22 protein-coding genes are annotated in these 25,594 nt (G+C 67.3%); 6 read left to right on the top strand and 16 right to left on the bottom strand.

The window, feature by feature from the left end; all coding sequences use genetic code 11:
• Positions 1-10 precede the first annotated feature (10 nt).
• From bamA to ACXJJ8_RS00450, 10 genes are all read right to left on the bottom strand, one after another.
• The gene (bamA, locus tag ACXJJ8_RS00495; protein WP_499026195.1) at positions 11-2,503 is read right to left on the bottom strand and encodes an outer membrane protein assembly factor BamA; all 2,493 of its coding nucleotides are present in this window, start codon (positions 2,501-2,503) and stop codon (positions 11-13) included.
• Positions 2,504-2,579: 76 nt separating this feature from the next.
• Entirely contained in the window at positions 2,580-3,947 is a 1,368-nt protein-coding gene (gene rseP, locus ACXJJ8_RS00490) for an RIP metalloprotease RseP (protein ID WP_499026194.1), read from the bottom strand.
• Positions 3,947-5,122 (bottom strand): 1-deoxy-D-xylulose-5-phosphate reductoisomerase, encoded by a 1,176-nt coding sequence (locus tag ACXJJ8_RS00485; protein ID WP_499026193.1) that lies wholly within the window; start codon positions 5,120-5,122, stop codon positions 3,947-3,949. The genes rseP and ACXJJ8_RS00485 overlap by 1 nt, the downstream gene beginning before the upstream one ends.
• Position 5,123: 1 nt before the next feature.
• Positions 5,124-5,960: a phosphatidate cytidylyltransferase gene (locus ACXJJ8_RS00480; RefSeq protein WP_499026191.1), complete on the bottom strand. Its 837-nt coding sequence runs from the start codon at positions 5,958-5,960 to the stop codon at positions 5,124-5,126.
• Positions 5,957-6,730, bottom strand: coding sequence for a polyprenyl diphosphate synthase (gene uppS / locus ACXJJ8_RS00475; RefSeq protein ID WP_499026190.1), 774 nt, complete (start codon positions 6,728-6,730; stop codon positions 5,957-5,959). Before uppS ends, ACXJJ8_RS00480 begins: the two co-directional genes overlap by 4 nt.
• Before the next feature lie 11 nt (positions 6,731-6,741).
• Positions 6,742-7,299, bottom strand: a complete 558-nt coding sequence (gene frr, locus ACXJJ8_RS00470; RefSeq protein ID WP_499026188.1) for a ribosome recycling factor — start codon at positions 7,297-7,299, stop codon at positions 6,742-6,744.
• 91 nt (positions 7,300-7,390) lie between these two features.
• The gene (locus ACXJJ8_RS00465) at positions 7,391-8,305 is read right to left on the bottom strand and encodes a cation diffusion facilitator family transporter (RefSeq protein ID WP_499026187.1); all 915 of its coding nucleotides are present in this window, start codon (positions 8,303-8,305) and stop codon (positions 7,391-7,393) included.
• A 7-nt stretch (positions 8,306-8,312) separates the two neighbouring features.
• Entirely contained in the window at positions 8,313-9,035 is a 723-nt protein-coding gene (pyrH, locus tag ACXJJ8_RS00460) for a UMP kinase (protein ID WP_499026186.1), read from the bottom strand.
• Between the two features lie 92 nt (positions 9,036-9,127).
• The gene (locus tag ACXJJ8_RS00455) at positions 9,128-10,153 is read right to left on the bottom strand and encodes a zinc-dependent alcohol dehydrogenase family protein (RefSeq protein ID WP_499026185.1); all 1,026 of its coding nucleotides are present in this window, start codon (positions 10,151-10,153) and stop codon (positions 9,128-9,130) included.
• Positions 10,150-10,560 (bottom strand): DoxX family protein, encoded by a 411-nt coding sequence (locus tag ACXJJ8_RS00450; protein WP_499026184.1) that lies wholly within the window; start codon positions 10,558-10,560, stop codon positions 10,150-10,152. Before ACXJJ8_RS00450 ends, ACXJJ8_RS00455 begins: the two co-directional genes overlap by 4 nt.
• Before the next feature lie 76 nt (positions 10,561-10,636).
• On the opposite strand from ACXJJ8_RS00450, the gene ACXJJ8_RS00445 reads away from it, so the two are divergent.
• A complete protein-coding gene (locus tag ACXJJ8_RS00445) occupies positions 10,637-11,515 on the top strand; it encodes a LysR family transcriptional regulator (RefSeq protein WP_499026183.1) in 879 nt (292 codons plus the stop codon).
• An 87-nt stretch (positions 11,516-11,602) separates the two neighbouring features.
• Here the strand turns inward: ACXJJ8_RS00445 and tsf are convergent, their stop codons facing one another.
• Together tsf and rpsB are read right to left on the bottom strand one after the other, a co-directional pair.
• On the bottom strand, positions 11,603-12,484 hold the full coding sequence (gene tsf / locus ACXJJ8_RS00440; protein ID WP_499026182.1) for a translation elongation factor Ts: 882 nt from the start codon (positions 12,482-12,484) through the stop codon (positions 11,603-11,605).
• A 66-nt stretch (positions 12,485-12,550) separates the two neighbouring features.
• On the bottom strand, positions 12,551-13,366 hold the full coding sequence (gene rpsB, locus ACXJJ8_RS00435; RefSeq protein ID WP_499026181.1) for a 30S ribosomal protein S2: 816 nt from the start codon (positions 13,364-13,366) through the stop codon (positions 12,551-12,553).
• 294 nt (positions 13,367-13,660) lie between these two features.
• On the opposite strand from rpsB, the gene map reads away from it, so the two are divergent.
• Genes map through dapE form a run of 5 tightly spaced genes read left to right on the top strand, consistent with a single transcriptional unit; the run spans position 13,661 to position 19,441 of the window.
• Complete coding sequence (gene map / locus ACXJJ8_RS00430; protein WP_499026180.1) at positions 13,661-14,437, top strand: type I methionyl aminopeptidase; 777 nt, start codon at positions 13,661-13,663, stop codon at positions 14,435-14,437.
• Positions 14,434-17,073 (top strand): [protein-PII] uridylyltransferase, encoded by a 2,640-nt coding sequence (gene glnD / locus ACXJJ8_RS00425; protein ID WP_499026179.1) that lies wholly within the window; start codon positions 14,434-14,436, stop codon positions 17,071-17,073. The genes map and glnD overlap by 4 nt, the downstream gene beginning before the upstream one ends.
• Positions 17,070-17,954 (top strand): 2,3,4,5-tetrahydropyridine-2,6-dicarboxylate N-succinyltransferase, encoded by an 885-nt coding sequence (gene dapD, locus ACXJJ8_RS00420; protein WP_499026178.1) that lies wholly within the window; start codon positions 17,070-17,072, stop codon positions 17,952-17,954. Before glnD ends, dapD begins: the two co-directional genes overlap by 4 nt.
• A gap of 3 nt (positions 17,955-17,957) precedes the next feature.
• Complete coding sequence (locus tag ACXJJ8_RS00415; protein ID WP_499026177.1) at positions 17,958-18,317, top strand: Spx/MgsR family RNA polymerase-binding regulatory protein; 360 nt, start codon at positions 17,958-17,960, stop codon at positions 18,315-18,317.
• Positions 18,314-19,441 carry a succinyl-diaminopimelate desuccinylase gene (gene dapE / locus ACXJJ8_RS00410; RefSeq protein WP_499026175.1) on the top strand — a complete coding sequence of 376 codons (1,128 nt, stop codon included), beginning with the start codon at positions 18,314-18,316 and terminating at the stop codon, positions 19,439-19,441. Before ACXJJ8_RS00415 ends, dapE begins: the two co-directional genes overlap by 4 nt.
• An 18-nt stretch (positions 19,442-19,459) precedes the next feature.
• Here dapE and ACXJJ8_RS00405 read toward each other — a convergent pair whose 3' ends face one another.
• The 4 genes from ACXJJ8_RS00405 to parC form a co-directional block, all read right to left on the bottom strand.
• A complete protein-coding gene (locus ACXJJ8_RS00405; protein WP_499026173.1) occupies positions 19,460-20,107 on the bottom strand; it encodes an OmpW/AlkL family protein in 648 nt (215 codons plus the stop codon).
• 97 nt (positions 20,108-20,204) lie between these two features.
• Positions 20,205-22,553: a penicillin acylase family protein gene (locus tag ACXJJ8_RS00400; protein ID WP_499026171.1), complete on the bottom strand. Its 2,349-nt coding sequence runs from the start codon at positions 22,551-22,553 to the stop codon at positions 20,205-20,207.
• Between the two features lie 24 nt (positions 22,554-22,577).
• Entirely contained in the window at positions 22,578-23,252 is a 675-nt protein-coding gene (locus ACXJJ8_RS00395; RefSeq protein WP_499026169.1) for a thiopurine S-methyltransferase, read from the bottom strand.
• Positions 23,249-25,492 carry a DNA topoisomerase IV subunit A gene (gene parC / locus ACXJJ8_RS00390; protein WP_499026168.1) on the bottom strand — a complete coding sequence of 748 codons (2,244 nt, stop codon included), beginning with the start codon at positions 25,490-25,492 and terminating at the stop codon, positions 23,249-23,251. The genes ACXJJ8_RS00395 and parC overlap by 4 nt, the downstream gene beginning before the upstream one ends.
• Between the last annotated feature and the right edge of the window lie 102 nt (positions 25,493-25,594).

Genomic DNA, 25,594 nt, shown 5'->3' with positions numbered 1-25,594 from the left:
GGCGCCGCGGTCAGAACGACCCGCCGAAGGTGAACTGCAGGCGCTCGATGTCGTCGCCCGGGAAGAACGTCGACGGGTCGGCGTCCTTCGAGCGCAACGGCAGGGCGTAGCTGATCGACAGCGGGCCCATCGGCGAGCGCCACAGCAGCGCGACACCGGCCGAAGCGCGCAGTTCGCTTGCTTCGAAGGAGTTGATGTCCGCGAAGACGTTACCCCAGTCCAGGAACGCGGAGATGCGCGCGGCCGGCGAGTCGAACAACTTCGGGAACACCAGTTCGACGGTGCCGACGGTCTTCAGCGCGCCGCCGATCGGCTGCGACTGGAAACCGCTGATCTCGCGCGGGCCCAGCGAGTTGTCGACGAAGCCGCGCACGCGGCCCGACGAGCTGATGCCGCCGGCGTAGAAGCGTTCGAAGAAGGGCAGGCCGTCGGAATTCACCGTGCGCAGGAAGTCGTCGGACGCGGTGGTGCAGGGCACCGTCATGTTCACGCACAGGTCGCGATAGGTGACGTTGCCGTAGTTGTCGCCGTAGCCGACGTTGACCGCGGTGAGCAGGATCAGCGAGGGCATGAGCGGGAAGTAGCGGGAGTACTGGTACTCGGCCTTCCAGTATTCGGCGGTGGAGCCCGGCATCGCGATTTCGATGCTGGCGCGGTGGTAGCTGCCGGCCGAAGGCATGAAGTAGTCGTTGCGCGTGTCGCGCGAATAACCGAACTGCGTGCGCCATGCGTGGAACGTGCGCGAGCCCACGGCGATCACGTAGTCGCGGATGGACCGCGGCGTGCTGGCCGAAAGCAGGATCTCGTTGGTGTCGATGCCCGCCAGCGCCGAGACGGTGTCGTACTCGGTGATCGGCAGGCCCAGGAAGGTCTGGAATGCGCCGCTGTTGGTCGAGTAGTTCGCCGTGCCGTAGTCGCTGTAGTCGAACTCGCGCCACCACAGGTTGTAGCCCAGCGACATGCCTTCGTCGGTGAAGTACGGGTTGGTGAACGAGAAGTCGTAGCGCTTCTGGTAGCTGCTCTGCTGCGCGGCGATCGACACGCGGTTGCCGCTGCCCAGGAAGTTGTTTTCGGACAACTGCACCGAGAGGTTGACGCCGGACAACTGCGAGTAGCCCACGCCGAACATGAAGCTGCCCGAGGTGGTTTCCTTGACGGTGTAGGTCACGTCGACCTGGTCGTCGGTGCCGGCGACCGGCACGTTTTCGACTTCGACGGTTTCGAAGTAACCCAGGCGCTGCAGGCGGACCTTCGAGCGGTCGACCGCGGCCTGCGAATACCACGCGCCTTCGAACTGGCGCATTTCGCGGCGCAACACTTCGTCGGCGGTGCGCGTGTTGCCCTTGAAGACGACGCGGCGCACGTTGACGCGCGGGCCCGGGACCACCTGGAAGTTGATGCCGACGGTTTTCTTTTCGTTGTCGACTTCCGGGATCGGGTTCACCTGCGCGAAGGCGTAGCCGATGTTGGCGAGCATCGCGGTGATGCCGTCGGAGGTGAATTCCAGCAGGCGCCGGGAGAAGATCTGGCCCGCCTTCACGGGGACCATCTTCTCGACCTCGGCCTGCGGGAGGATCGTGTCGCCGGTGACCTTGACGCTGGAGATCTTGTACTGGTCGCCTTCGGTCAGGCCCGCGGTGATGAACATGTCCTGGCGGTCGGGGCTGATCGCGACCTGCGTGGAGTCCAGGCTGAAGTCGACGTAGCCGCGGTCGAGGTACCAGCTGGTGAGCTTCTCCATGTCGCCGGAGAGCTTCTCGCGCGAGTACTGGTCGTCGCGGCGGTACCAGGAGAGCCAGTTGTGCTCGCGCGATTCCCAGGCATCGGTGATCTGCTCGTCGGCGAATTTCTCGTTGCCGACCAGGTTGATGTGCTGGATCTTCGCGGCCTTGCCTTCCTTGATGGTGATCACCACGTCGACGCGGTTGCGATCCAGGCGCGAAACCGTCGGCGTGATCTCGACGTTGTACTTGCCGCGGTTGTTGTACTGGCGGTTGAGTTCCTGCGTCACGCGGTCGAGCGAGAGACGGTCGAAGGTTTCGCCTTCGGCCAGGCCGATGTCCTTCAGGCCCTTGGTCAGGTCTTCGGTCTTGATGTCCTTGTTGCCGGTCAGCGTCAGCTTGTTGATCGCCGGACGCTCGACGACGGTGATGACCAGGATTGCACTGTCACCTGTCGCGCCCTGGCGATCCAGCCGCACGTCTTCGAAGAAGCCGGTGCCATACAGCGCGCGAATCGCGTCGCCGGCGGTGGCGGCATCGAGGCGGTCGCCGCGCTCGACGGGCAGGTAGGTGAACACCGTGCCCGCGGAAATGCGCTGCAGGCCGTCGATGCGGATGTCGCTGACGGTGAAGGCGGCCGGATCGGCCGTCGGGCCGGGCACCGGTGTGGTGTCCTGCGGCTGCTGGAGCGCGAACGGGTTGGCCGTTTGCGCCGCCACCGGGGCGGCGATCGCCGATGCGAGGGCGAGGGCGAGCAGGCGGCGGGAAAGGTGTCGCGTCATCGTCACGTCCGGTTGGGGGTTCGTGCCACCGCGGTGTGGCGGTGGCGGGTCATGCGGGTGGTCGGTGGCGGGGGGGCTAATGGAAGAAAACGTCGTTGAACAACGCCAATCCCATCAGGCCGACCAGCAGCGCCAGGCCCACGTACTGCCCGGCAGCCATCGTACGCTCGCTCAGCGGGCTGCCTTTGACCAATTCAATAAGGTAATACAGCAGGTGTCCCCCATCCAATAGCGGGATGGGGAGCAGGTTGAGGATCGCCAGTGAGATCGAGAGGACGGCGAGGAAGTTCAAAAACCACGCCAGCCCCAGTTTTGCCGTCGCATTCGCGGCGCGGGCGGTGGTGACGGGGCCCGAAACGTACTTCAACGACGCATTGCCGGTCAGCATGCGCCCCATGAAACCGACGGTGTCGCGTGCCTTGTGCCAGGTCTCGGCAAAGGCCATCGGGATGGCGTCGATCGGGCCGTAGCGGCGCACCGCGTCGAATTCCGGCATCGTCCCGGACGGCTTGTGGATCACGCCGATGCGCGCGACGGGCTTGCCGTCCTCGCCCCTGTCCACGCGCGGCGTGAGCGGGAAGGCCTTGCGTTCGGCCTCCGCGTTGCCTTCCTTGCGCAGGACTTCGACCATGCCGGGGCCGCCGCGCGCGGCGAGCGCCTGGACGGCCGGGGCGATGTCGGCGTAATCGTCGATGTGTTGGCCGTCGATGGCGAGGATGCGGTCCTTTTCGGCGAGCACGCCGTAGGCCGGCGAACCGGGCACGAGGTCGTCGACGATCGGCGGTTCGAGCTGGTAGCGCGCGGTCAGGCCGACGAGCGTCGGCGCCTGCAGTTCGTCGAAATCGGCCGGCAACTTCGACAAGTCGAGCGTGCGCGTGCGCGTCTCACCGTCGGTGTTGCGGACTTCGACGGACACGCGTTCGCGATCCAACCCGGCGAGCGCGAGCGCGAAACGCACGTCGGTCCATGTCTGGATGGTGCGATCGCCGATGCGCAGCACTGCGTCGCCCGCGTGCAAACCCGCCGCGGCGGCCATGCCGTTCGCACGACCGACCACCGGCGCGTATTCCTTCAACCCGACGACGAACGCGCCCCACAGGAACAGCACGCACAACAGGACATTGGCGACGGGCCCGGCCGCGGCGATGGCGATGCGCCGCCACGGCGACTGGCGATTGAACGCGCGATGCAGTTCCCCGGGCGCGACGTCGGATTCGCGTTCGTCGAGCATCTTGACGTAGCCGCCCAACGGGATCGCGGCGATCGCGAATTCGGTGCCGTCCTTGTTGCGGCGCATCCACAGCGGCTTGCCGAAGCCGACGGAGAAACGCAGCACCTTGACGCCGCAACGTTTCGCGACCCAGTAATGCCCGAACTCGTGGAAAGTCACGAGCACGCCGATGGCGACCACGTACCACCAGATACCGCCTAAAAGGCCTTCCATCACTCGGCTTCCGAACGTGCGTTGACCACCGCCTGCGCGTACGCCCGCGCGGCGCGGTCGGCCTCGCGGAGCGTATCGAGCGTGTCGGCCGGCGTGGGGGGCAGGGCGGCGAGGGTTTCGTCGACCAGCGCAGGAATGCCTAGGAAAGCGATCCGGCCCTGAAGAAAGGCTGAAACCGCGACTTCGTTGGCCGCGTTGAGCGTGGCAGGCGCGGTGCCGCCGGCGCGCAGGGCGGCGTAGGCGAGCCCCAGGCAGGGGAACGCGTCGCGATCGGGCGGTTCGAAATCCAGCCGGCCGTGTTGCAGCAGGTCGAGCCCGCCCACCCCCGAAGACACGCGCTCGGGCCACGCCAGGCCCACCGCTAGCGCGGTGCGCATGTCGGGCAAGCCCAACTGTGCGAGCGTGCTGCCGTCGACGAATTCGACCAGCGAGTGCACCAGGCTCTGCGGGTGCACCAGCACTTCGATGTCCTCGGCCGCCACCCCGAACAGGTGATGCGCCTCGATCACTTCCAGCCCCTTGTTCATCAGCGTGGCCGAGTCGACCGAAATCTTCGGGCCCATCGACCATTTCGGATGCGCGACGGCCTGCGCCGGCGAGACATCCTCCAGTGCTTCGAGCGTCCATCCGCGGAAGGGACCCCCCGAGGCGGTGAGGCAGATGCGCTTGAGACCGTGGCGTGCATGCGCGTCGGGCAGGCACTGGAAGATCGCGTTGTGTTCGCTGTCGATCGGCACGATGGTGGCGCCTGCCGCATTCGCGGCGTGCATCAGCAACTCGCCGGCCAGCACCAGCGATTCCTTGTTGGCGAGCAACAGGCGCTTGCCCGCGTGTGCGGCGGCGAGCGTCGAACGTAGCCCCGCGGCACCAACGATGGCGGCGACGACGGTGGTGCACGCATCGCTGTCGACGAGCGCGTCGAGCGCGTCTTCGCCGGCATGCGCCTGCGTCTTGAGGCCGGCATCGTGCAGGCCATCGCGCAACCGTGCGAAACCGGCCGGATCCGCGATGACCGCGTGGTCCGGCTTGTGCGCGCGGCACAAGGCGAGCAACGCGTCGACCTGCGTGCCCGCGGCCAGCACGCTGGCGCGCATGCGCGCGGGGTGGCGGGCGATGACGTCGAGCGCGCTCGTCCCGATCGAACCGGTGGCGCCGAGGACTGCGACTTGCTGCATGTCAGAAGCCGAGCAGGCCCTTGCCGAGGGCGAACACGGGCAGCGCGGCGAGCACGCTGTCGATGCGGTCGAGGATGCCGCCGTGGCCCGGGATCAGGTCGCCCGAGTCCTTCGCGCCCACGTGGCGCTTGAGCAGGCTTTCGAACAGATCGCCGACCACCGAGAACAACACGGTCACCACGACGACGAGCGCGACCCAGGGCAGTTGCGCGACGCTGGCACCCGCGAAGGGCGCGGCAATCAACGCGATGACCACCGAGGCGATCATCCCCCCGACCAGGCCTTCGATCGTCTTGTTCGGGCTGATGCGCGGGCTGAGCTTGTGCTTGCCGAACTTGCGGCCGGCGAAATACGCGCCGCTGTCCGCGGCCCAGATCACCAGCAGCGCGATCAGCAACCAGCGATGGCCGTTGGGTTGCCCGCCGTGGATGAGCGCCAGCGCGCACCACGCCGGTACCACCGCGAGCGTGCCCGCGGCGAGCTTGAACATGCGCGCGTGCGTGGCGTGGTCGGAGGCGAAGTTGAAGTTTTTCAACCACAGCATCGACAACAGCCACCAGATCACGCCGACGACGGTGGCGAGTTGGAACAACACGAAGCTGTACCCGGTGCCCAAGCGCGAGGCCCAGACGATCGCGACCATCAGCGCCAGGTTGGCGACGAGCAGGACGGTGCGATGCAGCGTGTCGTCGATCTCGGCCAGGCGGAACCATTCCCACAACCCGGCGAGGAACAGGACCGCCCCGCAGGCGACGAGCCACGGCGTGTCGAGGAACAACACGGCCGCGATCACGAGCGGAGCCATGATCATCGCGGCCAGCAGTCGCGTGCGGGTCATTCGGGGATCCCGTGGTCGGGTGGCAGTGGAAAGGACGCGGAAACCTGCGCCCCGGTGAGACCGAAGCGCCGCTCTCGCATCGCGTAGTCGGCCAGGGCCTGGCGGAGTGTGGCGGCATCCACGTCCGGCCACAACGTTTCGGTGAACCACAGCTCGGTGTAGGCGAGCTGCCAGAGCAGGAAGTTGCTCACCCGCACGTCACCGCCGGTTCGGATGAACAGATCCGGCGGGGGAAGGTCGGCCAGTGCGATGCGCGATGCGAAGGCCTTCTCGTCGATGTCCTCGGCCTTCACGCGCCCCGCGGCCACATCCACGGCCAACGCGCGGGCGGCGTTCACGATGTCCCAGCGGCCGCCGTAACTCGCGGCGATGGTCAGGTGCAGGACGTCGTTGCCCCGCGTGGTCGACTCGGCGGCATCCATGCGCGCGCGGATCGGGGGGGCGAACAATTCGCGCTGCCCGATGAAGCGGATGCGCACGCCGCGGCGGTGGAGTTCCTCGACCTCGCGCTCGAGCGCGTTGAGGAACAACTTCATCAGCGCACCCACTTCCTCCGCCGGCCGCGCCCAGTTCTCGCTGGAGAACGCGAACAGGGTGAGCGCGTGGATGCGGTGCTCGATGCAGAAGTCCACGCAGTTCTGGACGGCGCGCGCGCCGGCGCGATGGCCGATGGCGCGCGGCCGGCGACGGCGTTCGGCCCAACGGCCGTTGCCGTCCATGATCACGGCGAGGTGGCGCGGAATGCGCGCCGGCGATGCGTCGGAAGACATGCGAAGCGACGTCAGACCGCCATCAGTTCCTGTTCCTTGGCCTTGACCACCTCGTCGACATCCTTGATCGCCTTGTCGGTGAGCTTCTGGATCTCGGTCTCGCTGCTGCGCTCTTCGTCTTCGGTGATCTGCTTGTCCTTCAGCAGTTCCTTGATCTGGTGGTTGGCATCGCGGCGGATGTTGCGGATCGCGATCTTCGCGTCCTCGCCGCCGGCATGGACGTGCTTGGACAGTTCCTTGCGGCGCTCTTCGGTGAGCGGCGGCAGGTTGATGCGGATGACGGTGCCCGCCGTGTTGGGGGTCAGGCCCAGGTCGGAGGCGAAGATCGCCTTTTCGACGACCGCGACCATGGGCTTTTCCCACGGCGTGATGGTCAGCGTGCGCGCGTCGGCGACGGCGACGGTGGCGACCTGGCTCAGCGGCATCTCCGAGCCGTAGTAATTGACCTTCAGGTGGTCGACGAGCGCGGAAGTGGCGCGACCGGTGCGCAGCTTGGTGAGTTCCTGGCGGAACGCATCCACGCTCTTCTGCATGCGGGCGGTGGCGTCTTTCTTGATGTCGCTGAGCATCGCGGGCTCCGGGTCCTTTCGATCAGCCCGGGATTATAAGGGGCGGAAGCGGCCGAAGGCCCCTGGCGACGGGGATGGGGCCCCGACCGAGTCAGTAATGCGGCGCTTTATCGTGTTCGTCGTGGCAGCCGGTGCCGAATTCGATCTGCAGCGTCGGATGGTTGATCCCGAAGCGTTCATCCAGGTCGTGGGAGAGGGCGTCGATGAAGACGTCGTGGTCGTCGGCGTTGGCACGGACCAGGTGCGCGGTCATGGCCACTTCGCCCGCGCCCAGCGACCAGATGTGCATGTGGTGTACCGCGGTCACGCCGGGGCAGGAGGCGAGGAAGGCGCGGACCTGCGCCTGGTCGATCTGGCGCGGCACGGCGTCCATCGCTGCGTTGAAGCTGTCGCGCAACAGGCCGAATGCGCTGAAGGCGACCACCGCGCCGACCAGCAACGCCGTCAGCGGATCGAGCCAGCGCCAGCCGAAGGCCAGCATGCCCGCGCCCGCAAGCACGGCCGCGAGCGACACCGCGGCATCGGCGATCAGATGCAGGAAGGCACCTCGCCGGTTGAGGTCGTCGTGCCCGCCGTGCATGAACCACGCAGCGCCGAGGTTGACGGCGATGCCGATGGCCGCGACCACCATCACCGTCGTGCCCGGCACTGCGGGCGGCGCGACGAAACGACGCACCGCCTCCCACGCCAGCGCACCGGCGAACCCGGCGAGCACGACGGCGTTGGCGAGCGGCGAGAGCAGCGTCGCGCGACGCCATCCGTAGGTATGGCGTTCGGTAGGCTTGCGCTTGGCGAGCACCGCCGCGCCCCAGGCCAGGCCGAGGCCCAGCACGTCGCCGAAGTTGTGCAAGGCATCGGAGAGCAGCGCGAGCGAATTGGTCGCGAATCCGTAAGCGGCTTCGAGCACCGTGTAGGCGAGGTTGAGCAACGTCACCCACGCGAAGGCGCGGATGCCGGCATCCCCGTGATGGTGGTCGTGCGCGTCGTGCGAGTGCCCGGCGCCCATGCCGGCCTCAGCCGCGGCCGCGGACGAGCGTGCCGATGTTCTCGCCGCGCAGGATCTTCAACAGCACGCCCGGTTGCGACATGTCGAAAATGCGCAGCGGCAGGTCGCTGTCGCGCGCCAGCGCGAAGGCGGCGGTGTCCATCACCTGCAGGTCGCGCGAAATGACTTCGTCGTACGTCAGCGAGTCGAAACGCACGGCGTCGCGGTGCTTCTTCGGATCCTTGTCGTACACGCCGTCGACCTTCGTGGCCTTGAGCAGGAGATCCGCGCCGATTTCGATCGCACGCAGCGCGGCGCCCGAGTCGGTGGTGAAGAACGGCGCGCCCACGCCCGCGGCGAAGATGGTGATGCGGCCCTTCTCCAGGTGCCGGATGGCGCGGCGTCGGATGTAGTCCTCGCACACGTCGTTGATCTTGATCGCGCTCATCACGCGCGCGCGGCCACCGCGCTTTTCGAGCGCGTCCTGCATCGCCAGCGCATTGATCACGGTGGCGAGCATGCCCATCTGGTCGCCCGTCACGCGGTCCATCCCACCGGCGGCCAGGCCCGCGCCGCGGAAGATGTTGCCGCCGCCGAGCACCAGTGCGATCTCGGCGCCGGCTTCGCGGGCTTCCATCACTTCATCGGCCAGGCGGCCGATGACCTTGGGATCGATGCCGTAGTCCTCGTCGCCCATCAACGCTTCGCCGGACAGCTTCAGCAGGACACGGCGACAGGCGAGCTGGGACATCGGCGACTCCTCGGGGGGCAAGGGAAAATGCCCGGCGATTCTAGCCGATGCCGGTCTGGCCGATGCCGGCCCAGGCGATGCCCGACCGGCCCTCAGTCGATCCGCACCACCACCTTGCCCAGGTGCCTGCCGGAGGCCAGGTGCGCGAATGCGGCCGGGACGTCGTCGAAGGCGAACACGCGATCCACCAGCGGCCGCAGGCCGCGTTGCGCGACGAATGCGACGAGGCGTTGCGCCATCGCGCGGCTGCCCACCAGCACGCCGGCCAGCCGCTTCATGCCGCCGATGAGGGCGAAGGGTTCGATCCACCCGCCGAAGCCGCCACTCGCGCCGCCGACCATCGCCACCGTGCCGCCGGGACGCACCGACGCGATCGATTGCCCGAGTGTCTTCTCGCCGCCGATTTCGACGACGAGGTCGGCGCCGCGACCGTCCGTAAGTCGCAACACTTCCCCGGACCAGTCCGGATGCGTGCGGTAATTGATGGTGGCATCTGCGAGCGTGCGCACCACTGCACGCTTGCCTTCATCGGACGTGGTCACGATGGTGCGCAGGCCGGCTGCCTTCGCAAGCGCGAGCGCCCACGTCGAAACGCCGCCGGTGCCGAGCAGCAACACCGTGTCGCCGGGGCGCAGCGTCGTCGTTTCGAACAGGGCGTGCCACGCAGTCAGTGCCGCGCAGGGGAGGGTCGCGGCTTCGACGAAATCCAGGTGCGCCGGAATCGCGAACACCGCATCTTCGTGCGCCACGATCGCTTCGACGAGCACGCCGTCGACCATGCCGCCGAGACTCCCGGCGGTGGCATCGGCGGTGGGCGGTCCGTCGATCCATCGCGGATAGAACGACGCCGCGACGCGATCACCGACGCGCCACTGCGTGACGTCGCGACCGATCGCTTCGATCACGCCCGCGCCATCGGACGCGGGAACGACGCGTCCTTCGCCCGAAGATGCGACGTCGAGATCGCGTGCATTGAGCGACGCGGCGTGGATGCGAAGGCGCACGTCGCGCGGCCCGAGCGCGGGTAGCGTGCGCGTGGTGTGGCGCAGGCGTTCGATGCCTCCGCCGCGTTCGACTTCCCAGGCGGACACCGTGTCCGCGCGACGTGGCGCGTTCATGGACGCCCTTCCAGGGTGAAGGCAGGGCTGCGGCGCAACGCGTAGTCGCCATCGCCGGAGAGCCACAGCGCGATCGATACCACGATCAGGAACAGCGGGTATTCCCAACCGCCGCCGGTCGCGGTGAACACCCAGCCGTTCGGCACGTGCGTCCAGAGCGCGACGGCCAGGATCGGCACGAGCAGCAACGCGACCTGCCTTGCATAGAGGCCCGAGAGGATCGCGAGGCCGCCGGCGATCTCGGCGGCGACGACCGGGTAGGCCAACACGCCCGGGATGCCCTTGGATTCGAAGAAAGCGGCCGTGCCGGGCAGGGTGAAGACGAAGATCTTGAGCAGTGCGTGGGAGAGCCACATCGCGGCCAGCGCGAGGCGGAGCAGCAGGGGGGCGTAAGGGCGGGTGTTCACGGGAATCTCCGGTTGCGGGGAACGCAGGCCGGACTTTAGGATTGCGGCAGCGCAAACGGAATATGTGGAATCACAAATGGCCGTTGCATCCGTGCAATACGAACTCGGGCCCGCGGACCTGCGCGTCGTCCTTGCGCTCGCGCGTCGTGGCACGCTCGCGGCGGCCGGCGAATTGCTCGGCGTCGACGCCTCCACGGTGTTCCGCGCGCTGCAACGCGTGGAGAAGGGACTGCAGCAGCGCCTGTTCGAACGCACGCGCGCCGGCTATCGTCCGAGCGAGCTGGGCGCGCAACTCGCGCGCCATGCCGAGCGCATCGAAACCGAACTCGATACGGCGCGCGGCGTCGCGCAGGCGCCAGGGCAGGCGGTGTCGGGCACCGTGCGCATCAGCACGACGGATACCTTGTTGCACGGGCTCGTGTTGCCCGCGTTGCGCGACCTGTCCCAAACGCACCCGTTGCTGTCGTTCGAAATCACCGCAAGCCACGAACTGGCGAGCCTGACCAAGCGCGACGCCGACATCGCCCTGCGCGCGACCTCGCGCCCGCCCGACCACGTGGTCGGCAAACACCTGGGCACGATCCGCGTCGCGATCTACGGCGCACGCACGCGCGGGAAAAAGCCGGATCCGGCAACCAGCCCGTGGATCGCGCCCGACGAAGCGCTGCCGCAACACCAGGGTGTGTTGTGGCGCAAACGACACTTCCCGGGCGTCGTCCCGCGCGTGCAGGTCAACAGCATCCTGTCGGTCGCCGAAGGGATTGCAGCGGGGCTTGGCGTCGGTGTGCTTCCGTTGTTCCTCGCGCGCGATCGAACGGATCTGGTTGCACTCACCGATCCCCTCACCGATGCGGAAACACAATTGTGGTTGCTCACGCATCCGGAATCGCGACACCTGCGTCGCATCGCGACAGTGGCGCAACATCTTGCAGGCACTATCTCGTTGCCGGATTGATTCCCCGACACGGTGCCCCCACCGCGACAGGCAACAAAAAACCCGCGGTTGTCCGCGGGTTTTTCGTTGCTCGCATGTCGCGATGGATCAGACCTGCATGGCCTTGGCCACTTCGGCTGCGTAGTCTTCCTTCACCTTCTCGATGCCTTCGCCGACGGCGAGGCGCTGGAAGCCGACGACATCGGCGCCGGCGGCCTTCGCCGCGGCTTCGACCGTCTTGTCCTGGTCCAGCGCGTAGGGCTGGCCGTACAGCGTCACTTCGTTGACGATCTTCGCGATCTTGCCGCTGATGATCTTCTCGAGGATTTCGGCCGGCTTCTGCTTGTCCTTGTCGGACATCTTGGCCAGTTCGATTTCCTTTTCCTTCGCCACGAAATCGGCCGGCACGTCGGCGGCCTTGTTGTACGGCGGGTTCAGCGCGGCGATGTGCATCGCGATGCCGCGCGCGAGGTCGGCGTCGCCGCCCTTGAGCTCGACCAGCACGCCGATCTTGTTGCCGGTGTGCACGTAAGCCGCGACGTTGTTGGCGGTGTCGATGCGCACGAGGCGACGGACCTGCACGTTCTCGCCGACCTTCGAGATGATGGCGGCGCGCGTTTCCTCGACCGTGTCGCCCGAAGGCATCTTCGCGGTCTTGAGCGCTTCGACATCGGCGGCGCCGGAGGTCAGCGCGGTCTGCGCGACGGCGTCGGCGAAGTTGATGAAGTTGCCGTCCTTCGCCACGAAGTCGGTTTCGGAGTTGATCTCGACCAGCACGGCCTTGCTGCCCGACTGGGCGACCGAGATGCGGCCTTCGGCGGCCACGCGGCCGGCCTTCTTGTCGGCCTTGGCCAGGCCGGACTTGCGCAGCCACTCGGCCGAGGCATCGATGTCGCCGTTGTTTTCGGTGAGTGCCTTCTTGCACTCCATCATGCCGGCGCCGGTGCGCTCGCGCAGTTCCTTGACCAGGGAAGCGGTGATTTCAGCCATGGGGGTTCCTCTAGACGAAATGAATCGCAGCCGCGCATGGTCGCGCGGCTGCGTGACAGCCGACGCTTACTCGGCCTTGGCGGCCGGCTTGCGGGGGGCGGGCTTCTTGGCCGGGGCGCGGCGCGGGCCCTTCTTGTCGTCGCCTTCGGCACCGGCGGCTTCGGCGAAGTCTTCTTCGCGGACGTTGGCGGCCGACGGCGCGGCAGCCTTGCCTTCGAGCACGGCGTCGGCGGCGGCGCGGGCGTACAGCTGCACGGCGCGGATGGCGTCGTCGTTGCCCGGGATCGCGTAGTCGACCAGGGCCGGGTCGTAGTTGGTATCGACCACCGCGATGACCGGGATGCCGAGCTTCTTGGCTTCCTTCACGGCGATGTCTTCGTGGCCGATGTCGATCACGAACAGCGCGTCGGGCAGGCGGTTCATGTCCTTGATGCCGCCGAGCGAGGCTTCGAGCTTGTCGCGCTCACGGCGCAGGCCGAGCACTTCGTGCTTGACCAGCTTCTGGAACGAGCCGTCGGTTTCGCCGGCTTCCAGTTCCTTCAGGCGCTGGACCGACTGCTTGACCGTGCGGAAGTTGGTGAGCGTGCCGCCCAGCCAGCGCTGCGTCATGTACGGCATGCTGCAACGCGAGGCTTCTTCCTTGATCGCTTCGCGCGCCGAGCGCTTGGTGCCGACGAACAGGATGGTGCCGCGCTTCTGCGCGATCGCCGAGATGAAGTTCATCGCGTCGGAGAAGAGCGGCATCGTCTTCTCGAGGTTGATGATGTGGATCTTGCCGCGGGCGCCGAAGATGTACGGGCCCATCTTGGGATTCCAGTAGCGCGTCTGGTGGCCGAAGTGGACGCCGGCTTCCAGCATCTGGCGCATGGTGACCTGGGACATTGCTGTAACTCCTGACAGTGGAACCTGCCGCCCATGGGTTGGGGCGGACGTTGGGTTCCGGGGTTGGGCCTCCCTGTCGCTTCCGCCTCCGAACCTCTTGCGAGGCACCCCGGGGCGGGCTGTTGCGGCAGGTGTGGATTCGAGGGTGACGCCCCTCGTGGGCGGCTTCCGTGGGCAGGTGCCCGGGGAAGGAGCGGAATTCTAGCGGTTCCAGCCACTTGCGGGCAAGCCGTGGAACGCTCCGGGACGGGGGCGTGATGGTCGTGAGGGCCGCCGGGAGGCGATAATCCCCCCATGTCGATCACCATCAAGTCCCCCGAGGACATCGAGAAGATGCGCGTCGCCGGCCGCCTGGCCGCCGAAGTGCTCCAAGTCGTCGCCCCGCACGTGAAGCCGGGCGTGACCACCGCCGAACTCGACCGCATCTGCCACGACCACATCGTGAACGTGCAGCAGGCCATCCCGGCCAACGTCGGTTACCGCGGCTTCCCCGCGACCGTCTGCACGTCGGTCAACAACGTCATCTGCCACGGCATCCCCAGCGAAGCCAAGGTCCTGAAGGACGGCGACATCCTCAACATCGACGTCACCGTCATCAAGGACGGCTGGCACGGCGACACCTCGCGCATGTATTACGTGGGCGCGCCCTCGGTGATGGCCAAGCGGCTGGTCGACACCACGCGCGAGGCCATGTTCCGTGGCATCCGCACCGTGAAACCGGGCGCCACGCTCGGCGACATCGGCAACGCGATCCAGCAGTACGCCGAGGGCGAACGCTTCAGCGTGGTGCGCGAGTACTGCGGGCACGGCATCGGCAGGATCTATCACGAAGATCCGCAGGTGCTGCATTACGGCCGCCCCGGCGAGGGCATGGTCCTCAAGCCGGGCATGACCTTCACGATCGAACCGATGATCAACGAAGGCGCGCGCCACACCAAGCTGCTCCCCGACGGTTGGACCGTGGTCACCAAGGACCGCAAACTTTCCGCGCAGTGGGAACACACGGTGGTGGTGACCGACGACGGCGTCGAGATCCTCACCCGCGTCCCCGGGGACGACAACGACCTGTGACCGATCACGCCGCCGCCTCCAGGCCGGCGGCGCCGCCGCCGGGCGAACCCGCCGCATGGGCCACGCAAGCGCGTGCGCGCCTGGTGGATGCCGATGCGGCGCTGGCCGCGCGCTTCGACCGTAACGAAGACATCGACACGCTGCTGCGCGACCGCGCGATGGCGGTCGATGCGATCGTGCGCGACGCATGGGCGCAGTGCATCACCGATGACGCAAAGCTCGCATTGTTCGCCGTCGGCGGTTACGGCCGCGGCGAGTTGTACCCGCAATCGGACATCGACCTGCTCGTGTTGGCCGAACCCGACGCACAGGCCGCGCAACACGACGCGCTCGCGCGCTTCTTCGCGCTGCTCTGGGATGCCGGCCTGCCGACCGGGCACGCCGTGCGGTCGCACAACGAATGCACCAGCGCCGCGCGCGAAGACATCACCGTGCTGACCGCGTTGTCCGAAGCACGCCCGCTGGTCGCCGACGAACACGATCTGCGCGCGCTGCTGCACGCGATCGACACGCGCCATGTCTGGCCGGCGCGCGACTACTTCCGCGCCAAGCGCGAAGAACAACGCGTGCGCCAGGCGCGCTTCGGCGACACCTCGGACAACCTGGAACCCAACCTCAAGGAAGGCCCGGGCGGCCTGCGCGATATCCAGACGCTCCGCTGGATGGCGCTGCGCGTGCTCGGCCAGCGCGACGCGCAGGGCATGATCGCGCTCGGCCAGCTCGGCGCCGACGAATACGCCACGCTCGAACGCGAACGCCGCGCACTCGCACGCCTGCGCTACGGCCTGCACCTGGTCGCCAATCGCCGCGAGGAACGCCTGCGCTTCGATCATCAGAAATCGCTTGCCGCGCGCCTCGGGCACGTGGATGCCGACGGCACGCTTGCGGTCGAACAGATGATGCAGGGCTTCTATCGCAGCGCATCCATCGTGTTGCGCATCAACGATCGGTTGCTGCAACGTTTCGAAGAACAGCTCGAAGGCGAAGTCGCGCCCGAGCCGATCGATGCGGCGTTCGAAATGCGCCGCGGTTATCTCGCGGCGCGCGACCCGCAGTGGCCCGATGGCGACACCGCTGCGATCTTCGCGTTGTTCGCGATCTGGGCGGCGCAACCGCACATCCGCGGCCTGCACTCGCAAACCGCACGCGCACTCGCCGAAGCGCTGCCCACGATTCCCGCATACACCGACGCGACGCCGGCCTTGCGCGCGCAATTCCTTGCGCTACTGCGTGGCCCGCAGGCGGTCGACACCGTCGCGCGGCTCGCACGCCTCGGCGTCCTCGCGCGTTGGCTGCCCGCGTTCGCGCAGGTGTCCGGGCGCATGCAGTTCGACCTGTTCCATGTCTTCACCGTCGACCAGCACACGCTCGCGGTGCTGCGCAACATCGCCGGTTTCGCCGCGGGCACGCAGGACGAGCGCTTTTCGATCGCGCACGAAATCCACCCGCGGTTGCGCAAGCCGGAGTTGTTGTTGCTCGCCGGGCTCTTCCACGACATCGCGAAGGGGCGGGGCGGCGACCACTCCGAACTCGGCGCGGTCGATGCGCGCGCATTCGGCGTCGCGCACGGCCTGAGCGAGGCCGACACCGAACTGATCGCCTGGCTCGTGCGCAAGCACCTGCTGATGTCCGTGACCGCACAGAAGCAGGACATCTCCGATCCGGAGGTCATCCATCGCTTCGCGCACGAGGTCGCCGATCGCGAACGCCTGGATCTGCTGTACCTGCTGACTTGCGCCGACATCGCCGGCACCTCGCCGAAGTTGTGGAACGCATGGAAGGACCGCCTGCTCGCCGACCTGTACACGGCGACGCGCCTGGCATTGCGACGCGGCCTCGAACACCCGGTCGCCGCGGCCGATCGCATCGCCGAAGCGCGCGCCTCCGCGCAGGCGCTGCTTGCCGCATTCGGCATCGAAGCCGACGAAGCGCAACGCCTGTTCGCGCAGATGCCCGACGAAACCTTCCTGCGCGCGCGGCCCGACCAGATCGCGTGGCAGGCCACCGTCGTGCGCGGTGCGAAGGCCGATGGCGTGCGCGTCAGTGCGCGGACGTTGAACGCGCAGGGCGCCGCGCGCATCGGTGCGCTGGAAGTGTTCGTGCTCGCGCCCGACCGCGATGGGCTGTTCGCCGCGATCGTCGCAACGCTCGACCGCGCCGGCCTCGCGATCATGCAGGCGCGCCTGTTCGACGGCCCGGACGCGCGCGTGTTCGATACGTTCGAAGTGTTGCCGGCCGAAGGCCAGCGCACGGTGGCTGCCGAAGACGTCGAACGCCGCATGTCCGCCGCGCTCGCCGTCGCCGATCTCGACACGATCAAGCCGGTGCGTCGCAACCAGCCGCGTCACCTGCGACATTTCCGCATCGCACCGCAGATCGGGTTCGTCGATGCGGCCGACGGGCGCCTGACCCTGCTCAGCCTGGTCTGCACCGATCGGCCGGGTCTTCTCGCGGATGTCACGCAAGTCTTCCGTGCGCAGCGCCTGCGCGTGCACGATGCCCGCATCGCGACCTTCGGCGCACGCGCAGAAGACGTCTTCCAACTCACCGACGAGCGCGACCACGCGCTCGACGACGCACGCCGCGATGCCCTGCGCGCGGCGCTGTCGGCCCTATTCGATGGAGATCCACGATGACCGTCCGCAAGACTGCAAGGAAGAAGGCCGCCGCGCCGCAGCCCGCACCGGGTTTGAGCGTGGAGGAGCTGAAGTTCCACATCGACAGCGCGTGGGAACGCCGCACGATGCTCACGCCAGAAGAAATCGAGTGGGCGACGCGCCCGTCGGTCGAACGCGTGATCGAAGGCATGGAAAGCGGCGAGTTTCGCGTGGCCGAACCCGACGGCAAGGGCGGCTGGCAGGTCAACGAGTGGCTGAAGAAGGCGGTGCTGCTGTATTTCCGCACCCGCGACATGACGCTGATGGAGGGCGAGCCGTCGCCGTACTGGGACAAGGTCCCGCTGCGCTTCCAGGGCTTCGGCGAATCGCAGTTCCGCAAGCTTGGCGTGCGCGTGGTGCCCGGCACCGTGGTGCGGCGCGGTTCGTACCTGGGCAAGGACGTCGTGCTGATGCCGAGTTTCGTCAACATCGGTGCGCACGTCGGCGCCGGCACGATGGTCGATACCTGGGCGACCGTGGGTTCGTGCGCGCAGGTCGGCAAGCATTGCCACATCTCCGGCGGCGCCGGCATCGGCGGCGTGCTGGAACCGCTGCAGGCTTCGCCGACGATCGTCGAGGACCATTGCTTCATCGGTGCGCGCTCGGAAGTCGTCGAAGGCGTTGTCGTCGGCCACCACAGCGTGATCGGCATGGGCGTCTTCCTCGGACAGAGCACGCGTATCTACAACCGCGCGACGAAGGAAATCAGCTACGGCTACGTGCCGCCGGGTTCGGTGGTGGTGTCCGGTTCGCTGCCCGCGGCCGACGGCACGCACTCCCTCTACTGCGCGGTCATCGTCAAGCAGGTGGATGCGAAGACGCGCGCCAAGACCTCGATCAACGAACTCCTGCGCGGGTAAGCGATGACCACTCTCTACGGCCTGTCCAACTGCGATACCTGCAAGAAGGCGCGCAACTGGTTGGAGCGATTCGGGATCGCCCACACGTTCGTCGATTACCGCGACAACCGCCAGTCCGCCGCCACGCTCGCCGGTTGGGCGCAGCAGGCGGGCAGTTGGGAGGCGCTGATCAACAAGTCGTCGACCACGTGGCGCGAGTTGCCGCCCAATCGCAAGACGCCGGCCAGCGACCCGGAATGGCAGTTGCTGCTGAAGGAATATCCGCAGTTGATGCGTCGGCCCGTCGTCGTCACCGACGATGGCACGGTGATGCAGGGCTTCACCGACAACGGGTTCAAGTTGCGTTTCGGAGTGCGCAAGTGAGCGATGTGCTCGCGTTGACGAAGGCGTTGATCGAGCGTCCATCGGTCACGCCGGATGATGCGGGATGCCAGGCCATGCTGGCCGAGCGCCTTTCGCACGCAGGCTTCGCCTGCGAATCGCTGCGCTTCGGCGATGTCGACAATCTCTGGGCGACGCACGGCAGCGCGGATCCGGTGCTGGTGTTCCTCGGCCACACCGACGTCGTGCCGCCGGGCCCGCGCGAAGCGTGGGCGAGCGATCCGTTCGTGCCCACGCAACGCGACGGTCTGTTGTACGGCCGCGGCGCGGCGGACATGAAGGGCAGCGTCGCGGCGTTCGTCGTCGCGCTGGAGCGTTTCGTCTCGGCGCATCCGGACCACCGCGGCACCGTCGCGATGCTGGTGACCTCGGATGAGGAGGGCGATGCCGTCGATGGCGTGCGCCGCATCGCCGATGTGTTTCGCGAACGTGGGCAGCGCATCGATTGGTGCGTGACGGGCGAGCCTTCGTCGAAATCGCAACTCGGCGACCTGCTGCGCGTCGGCCGCCGAGGCACCTTGTCCGCGACGCTGACGGTGCGCGGGATCCAGGGCCACGTGGCGTATCCCGACAAGGCGCGCAACCCGATCCACGAGGCGCTCCCCGCGCTCGCCGAGCTCGTCGCCCGCAAATGGGACGGCGGCTTCGAAACCTTTCCCCCGACCAGCCTGCAGATCAGCAACATGCACGCCGGCACCGGCGCGAACAACGTCATTCCCGGCGAGCTGCAGGTGTTGTTCAACCTGCGCTTCAATCCGAACTGGAGCGCCGGGCAGTTGGAAAGCGAGTGCGAGGCGGTCCTCCGCAAGCATGCGCTCGACTACGCGATCCATTGGCATCGCGGCGGCGAACCCTTCCACACGCCCGAAGGCCCGCTGCGTGCGGCGGCCCGCGAAACACTCGCCGAAATCGCCGGCTTCGCGCCGGAGGAAAGCACCGGGGGCGGTACGTCGGATGCGCGCTTCATCGCGCCGCTGGGTGCGCAATGCGTGGAGATCGGGCCGGTGAACGCGAGCATCCACAAGGTCGACGAGCATGTGTCGCTCGCCGACTTGCAAGCGCTACCCGATGTATATCTGGCGCTGATGCGCCGGCTCCTCGCGTAGCGAGCCGGCGCGGGGACCTCAGAAGCGGTAGCCGATGGAGACGCCGTAGTACACCTTGTCGGCGCTGACCGACTGCCTGGCCATGCCGAGCGATGAGACGTCGGTCGAGGCGTCCATCCAGCGCACGTCGCCGCGTGCGAACCAACCCTGCGAAATCGCGACGTCGATGCCGGCGACGGCGGCGAAACCGTTGTCGTTCGACACCTTGAGCCCCGTGACTTCGTCGTACGCGACGTTGGTGCTGATGCCGCTGACGTTGGTCCAGTGCCAGCCCGCACCGACGAACGGGGAGATGCGGCCGAAGCCACCGAAGTGGTACTGCGCCATCAGCGTGACGGGTGCGGTGGAGTATTTTGCGACCGCGATGTCGGGGCCGAACTCGGAGTCGATCTGCACCGACTGCTCGGCGCCCTGCGCGGTCCACAGCTCGATGGCGAAGTGTTGGTTGATGAACCACGAGGCCGACAGGCTCCACACGTCGTCGCTGTTGTCGTGGTCGATGGTGGCGAACGGGCCCGGCATTTCCAGCGCAACGCCCGAAAGCGGATTGCCGCCGCCGTCCAGGCTGCCGTAGCCGGCGGTAAACGCGAAGCCCGGGCCATCGGCCGCAAACGCGGTGGCCGGCGCGATGGCGAGGGCCAGCGCGATCAGTTTCAATTTGGTCATGCTCGATTCCATTTTGGGGAGGGAACTCCGCGGCATCGTATTGGCGCGCGCCCTCCATCCTTCTTGGATTCCGCCGGTTGGTGCGGACGAACTTTCGCTATTTCAGCGTCAGCGTGTGCTCTGTCGGACCCGGCAGGAAAGGCGTCGGACGTCCTTGCACCCAGTCTTCATGCCCCGCGCCCCAATACGGCGACAAGGGATGGCCGCTCTGTCCCCCCGGCATATGGAAAATACCGTCGGCTTCGTGGCCGGGCGACACCACCATGCGCTCGGATGCCCCATTGTCCGGCGATTGCGCGCGTGGCGTGGTCGCGTCGCCATCCAGCGGCTCGGCCGGCATGCACAACAGCTTTCGCGCGAAGGACAGGGCGCGCGCGAGCGGGTGACAGATGCGCGCGGTGTTGGCTTCGCCCCACGTGCGTTCAGCGAGCGGGCCTTCCTGCTCCAGATCCGTTCGCACATCCGTCGCTGCATCTTCGAACAACGCCGTCCACGTCGTGTAGCGTCGCGGCAACAGGTGCATCGGCCGTTGCGAAACCAGCGGCCACGCAACCCCTTCGAACTGCGGCATCTGCGGCATCACGAAGTCCTGGCCGAGCGCGGCCTGCGCCGGCGCGGTGAGCCCATCGGCGAGGCGATCGTGCACCGCGCGCCGCCAGGCCTTCGCGATGCGGAAGCTCACCGACGAAGGCTCCGCGCGACCCTCCCAGGTGCGCGATGCGTCGGCGAGCGCATGCAGCGCAGGCGTGTCGTCAGCCTTCGCCTGCGACTGCAACAGTTCCCACCAGCGATACAGGAACACCGCGCGATCGTCGAGCTGGATGTCGAGCAAGGCGCGTTCGTCGAATTGCGCGCGTTCGAACAGATCGGTCTTGATGCGGAAGGCGCGTACGCCGAGCCAAAAATTCCCGTCGTACAAGCGCGCCGCGCCCGCGCGATCCTCGATGACACGGGCATTCGCGCTCCACAAGCGCGCCGAGATCGGCCGCGCAACGACGGGCGACGCGTCGAGCCGCAAGCCCCACGGCGCGCACGCGCCTGCATCCGGCATCGGCGCATCGCAGCCGGCCGCGCGTTGCGGCAGCGGCCCGATCACGCGCCACGCGACGTCGCGCTTGTCCGCGAGCAACAGGTTCTGCGCGGGAATCGAAGCGCGATCGGCACGACGCAAGGCATCGTCGACATCGCGCGCATACGCCATGTCCATGAACGCCAGGCGCAACGAGCCCGGGAGATGCGCCGACCACCGCAGCGCAAGCGCGTCGCCGTTCTCGTCTTCGGCCAGCACCGGCCCCCACGCGGAGTCCTTGACATCGATCTCGACCGGCGCGCCGCCCGCAACGTCGATCCGTTCGCGATGCACCTCCAGCGGCAAGCACCCGCCCCCGATGCGATAGCGCGCCGCGCCGCATTTCGACAAACGGCCCCAATCCGCCGCATCGATGTACCCGTTGGTGAAGCCCCACGCGACATGCCCGTTGCTGCCGACCACCATCGCCGGCAGGCCGGGCAGGGTGGCGCCGTTGAGGTCGACGCGGCCGCCTTCGGCGCGCGCATCCAGATAGCGCAATCGCGCGCGGAACCAGATGTTCGGCACGCGCAGCGCCAAGTGCATGTCGTTGGCGAGGATCGCGCGGCCGTCGCGCGTGGCATCACCGCTGACGGCGAAGTTGTTGCTGCCGATCGCGGGCGGATCGGGCACGGGCGTGATCGCCGCCAGGGCGGGCACCGGCAGGTCGCGCAGATTCAACGCATCGGGCCCGGGCAAGGGTGCGTCACCCGTCGGTGGGCCGGTCAGCGGCGCATCCCAACTCGAACCCGCGTGCGTGAGCAGCGCGAACAAGGCCGGCGGTACGTGCGGCCGCAACTTCCACAACGCGAGCTCGCGCTTGTTGCCTGCATCCTGCAGGTCGAAGTACATCGCATAGCCGACCAATGGCGTGTCTTCGGGGCGCCACGGTTGCGGCTGCTGGCGCAGCACCAGATAGGCCCAGGGGCGCGCGGACAACGCCGCCAGGCCCGCGTTCACGCCTTGCGTGTAGGCATCGAGTTGCGCGCGTCGATCCCCGGCGATCTCGTTCATGCGCTCATGCACGCGGGCCCGCATGCGGTGCACGCGCGCCGCCTTGTCGACGCCGAGCGCGATGCCACCGAACAAGCCCGACAACTCGCCTGCCGCGGACCGGCGCATCAGGTCCATTTCGAAGAACCGTTCCTGCGCGTGCACGTAGCCGAGGGCGCGCAGCGCATCGGTTTCGTTGCTCGCATCGATCGTGACGACACCGAGCGCATCGCGCTGGATCGTCACCGGCGCGGAAAGGCCTGGGAACGACTGCGTTCCGTCGAGCGACGGCAAGCTCGCGCGCATCGCGAGCCACGCGGCGAACACCGCGATCAGCAACAGCCCGAGCAACCCCGATGCGATCCGGATGATCCAGCGCCGCATGCCGCCCCCTGTCGTGCGGCGCGCTCAGCGCCGCTGCATTCGATACGCCACCGCGTGCAACGCCGTCACGCCTTCCTTCCGGAACGATTCCTGGTAGGCCAGGATGTCGCGCCGCACCAGCAATTCGACCTCCCAATCGGGCTCGAACAATTCACGCACTTCCGCTTCCTGCACGGAGAAGGGCGGGCCGGGCTTTTGATGCTGCGGGAACTCGAGCGTGACCATCAACCCGACGCACCCGCGCGGCAACTGCGCATACACCTCGCGCGCATAGCGTTGTCGCAACCCCGTCGGCAACGCGATGATCGCGGCGCGATCGAAAAACGTCGTGCACCCAGACAGATCCTGCGCATCGAGCGCGAACACATCGCCATTCAACACCGCGATCGGCCCGGAACGCCACAGCGCGCCCTTTGGCGTTTGCTCGACGTCCGCGTCCAACCGCTGCTCGGAGAAGAACTGCTCGACCGCCAGCGTCGCGAGTTCGACACCGAACACACCATGCCCATGTTCGACCAACCACGGCATGTCGACGGATTTCCCCGCCAGCGGCACGAACACCGTCGAACCCTCCGGCGCACCGATCCGCTCCCAACATTCGACGAGCAAGGGCGAAGGCGACGCCTGGTGGAACCCGATCCGGCCCTCGCGCCAGCGCGACAACCAGTTTTCCCGATCTTGCAGCAGCTCCTCGCTCATTCGACCGCCAGCCCGTCGACCTTCTGCCAACCACGCGGCAACAGGCCGCCGCGCGAGGCACGCGCACCGACGTACTCGTCGAGTTCCTTGAACGACAGCGTCATCGAACGCGACCCCGACTTCACCGATAGCTTGCCGCCCGGTGGCACCACGGCCACCGCGACGACGCGCTCGGTCCCGAGCTTCGCCTTCGGAATCTCGATCAGCTTGTTGCCCTTGCCCTTGTCGAGCTCCGGCAGGTCGCGCACCGGGAACGCGAGCAGATGGCCCGCGCTCGTCACCGCGACGACGCGATCGCTTTCGACCGCACCGACCTGCGCCGGCTGCACGACCTTCGCGCCGGGCGTGAGCGACAGCATCGCCTTGCCGGCCTTCTGTCGACCGGTGAGGTTGACGAACTTCGTGACGAACCCGTAGCCGTGCGAGGAGGCGATCACGAAGCGCGTTTCATCATCGCCGCTTGCGATCGCCTGGAACGACGCCCCCGATGCGAGCGTGAAGCGACCGCTCAAGGGCTCGCCGTTGCCACGGGCACTCGGCAGCGAATGCGCGATGGTGGAATAACTGCGCCCCGTCGAATCGAGGAAGGCGACTTGCTGCGTGCTACGCCCACGTACCGCGGCGAGCAACCCATCGCCTTCGCGGTACGACAAGCCCGCCGCGTCGACATCGTGGCCCTTCGCCGCGCGGATCCAGCCCTTCTCGCTGAGCACGACCGTCATCGGTTCGCTCGGCACGAGTTCGGTTTCGTCCAGCGCCTGCGCGGCGCCACGCGACACCAGCGGCGAACGCCGCGCATCGCCGAATTTCTTCGCGTCCGCCAGCAGCTCGTCCTTCACCAGCTTCTTGAGCCTGGCCTTGCTCTCGAGCGTCGAGACGATCTTCTCCAGTTCCTTCGCCAGCTCGTCCTGTTCGCCGCGGATTTTCATCTCCTCCAGGCGCGCCAGTTGCTTCAGGCGCGTGTCGAGGATGTAGTCGGCCTGGTCTTCGCTGAGCGCGAAGCGCGCGATCAATGCGTCGCGCGGCTCGTCTTCGGTGCGGATGATGCGGATGACTTCATCCAGGTTGAGGAACGCGACCAGCAAACCTTCCAACAGGTGCAGGCGGCGCTCGACCCTGTCCCTGCGATGCTGCAGGCGGCGCACGACGGTGTTGGTGCGGAACACCAGCCACTCGGACAGCAACATCTTCAGGTTCTTGACCTGCGGGCGGCCGTCTTCGCCGATGACGTTCAAATTGACGCGGAAGGAGCGCTCGATGTCCGTCGTTGCGAACAAATGCCCCATCAACTGCTCGGCATCCACGCGATTGCTGCGCGGCACGAGCACCACTCGCACGGGATTCTCGTGGTCGGATTCGTCGCGGATGTCTTCCAGCCACGGCAATTTCTTCGCGCGCATCTGCGCCGCGATCTGCTCGATCACCTTCGACGAAGAGACCTGGTAGGGCAGGGCGGTGATGACGATGTTCGCCGCTTCCTTCACGAACGTGCCGCGGGCACGGACGCTGCCCAGGCCGGTTTCGTACATCGAGAGCAAATCGCTCGCCGGCGTGATGATCTCGGCCGTCGTCGGGTAATCGGGGCCGCGGATGTGTTCGCACAAATCGCGCACGGTCGCGTCGGGATCCTCGAGCAGGCGAATGCACGCGGCGACGACTTCGTTGAGATTGTGCGGCGGGACGTCGGTGGCCATGCCGACGGCGATGCCCGTCGTGCCGTTGAGCAGCAGGTGCGGCAGGCGCGCCGGCATCCACGAGGGTTCGTCGAGCGTGCCGTCGAAGTTCGGCACCCAGTCGACCGTGCCCTGGCCCAGTTCGCCCAGCAGCACTTCGGCGATGGGCGTGAGCTTGGATTCGGTGTAACGCATGGCGGCGAAGGATTTCGGATCGTCGCTCGAACCGAAGTTGCCCTGGCCTTCGATCAACGGATAGCGGTACGAGAACGGCTGCGCCATCAGCACCAGCGCCTCGTAACACGCCGAGTCGCCGTGCGGGTGGTACTTGCCGATCACGTCGCCCACGGTGCGCGCGGATTTCTTCGGCTTGGCCCCGGCGTTGAGCCCGAGCTCGCTCATCGCGTAGATGATGCGGCGCTGCACCGGCTTGAGCCCGTCGCCCAGGAAGGGCAGGGCGCGGTCCAGCACGACGTACATGGAATAGTCGAGATACGCGCGTTCGGCGTATTCGCGGAGGGGGATTTGCTCGAAGCCGTGGAAGACGGGGCGGACGGTGTCGTTCATCGATTGCTGCGTGGGGCGAGTCCTCGGAAGTGTACCCGCCGCCGCCGGATGAAAAATGTTTCATCTCCGGCCCATCGGCCCGCAAGCCCGCGTGGCGCAGCC

The sequence above is a fragment of the Lysobacter sp. P5_C4 genome (assembly GCF_054049695.1).
The sequence above is the reverse complement of the archived record's forward strand: the minus strand, read 5'-3'. Positions and strand labels throughout refer to the sequence as shown.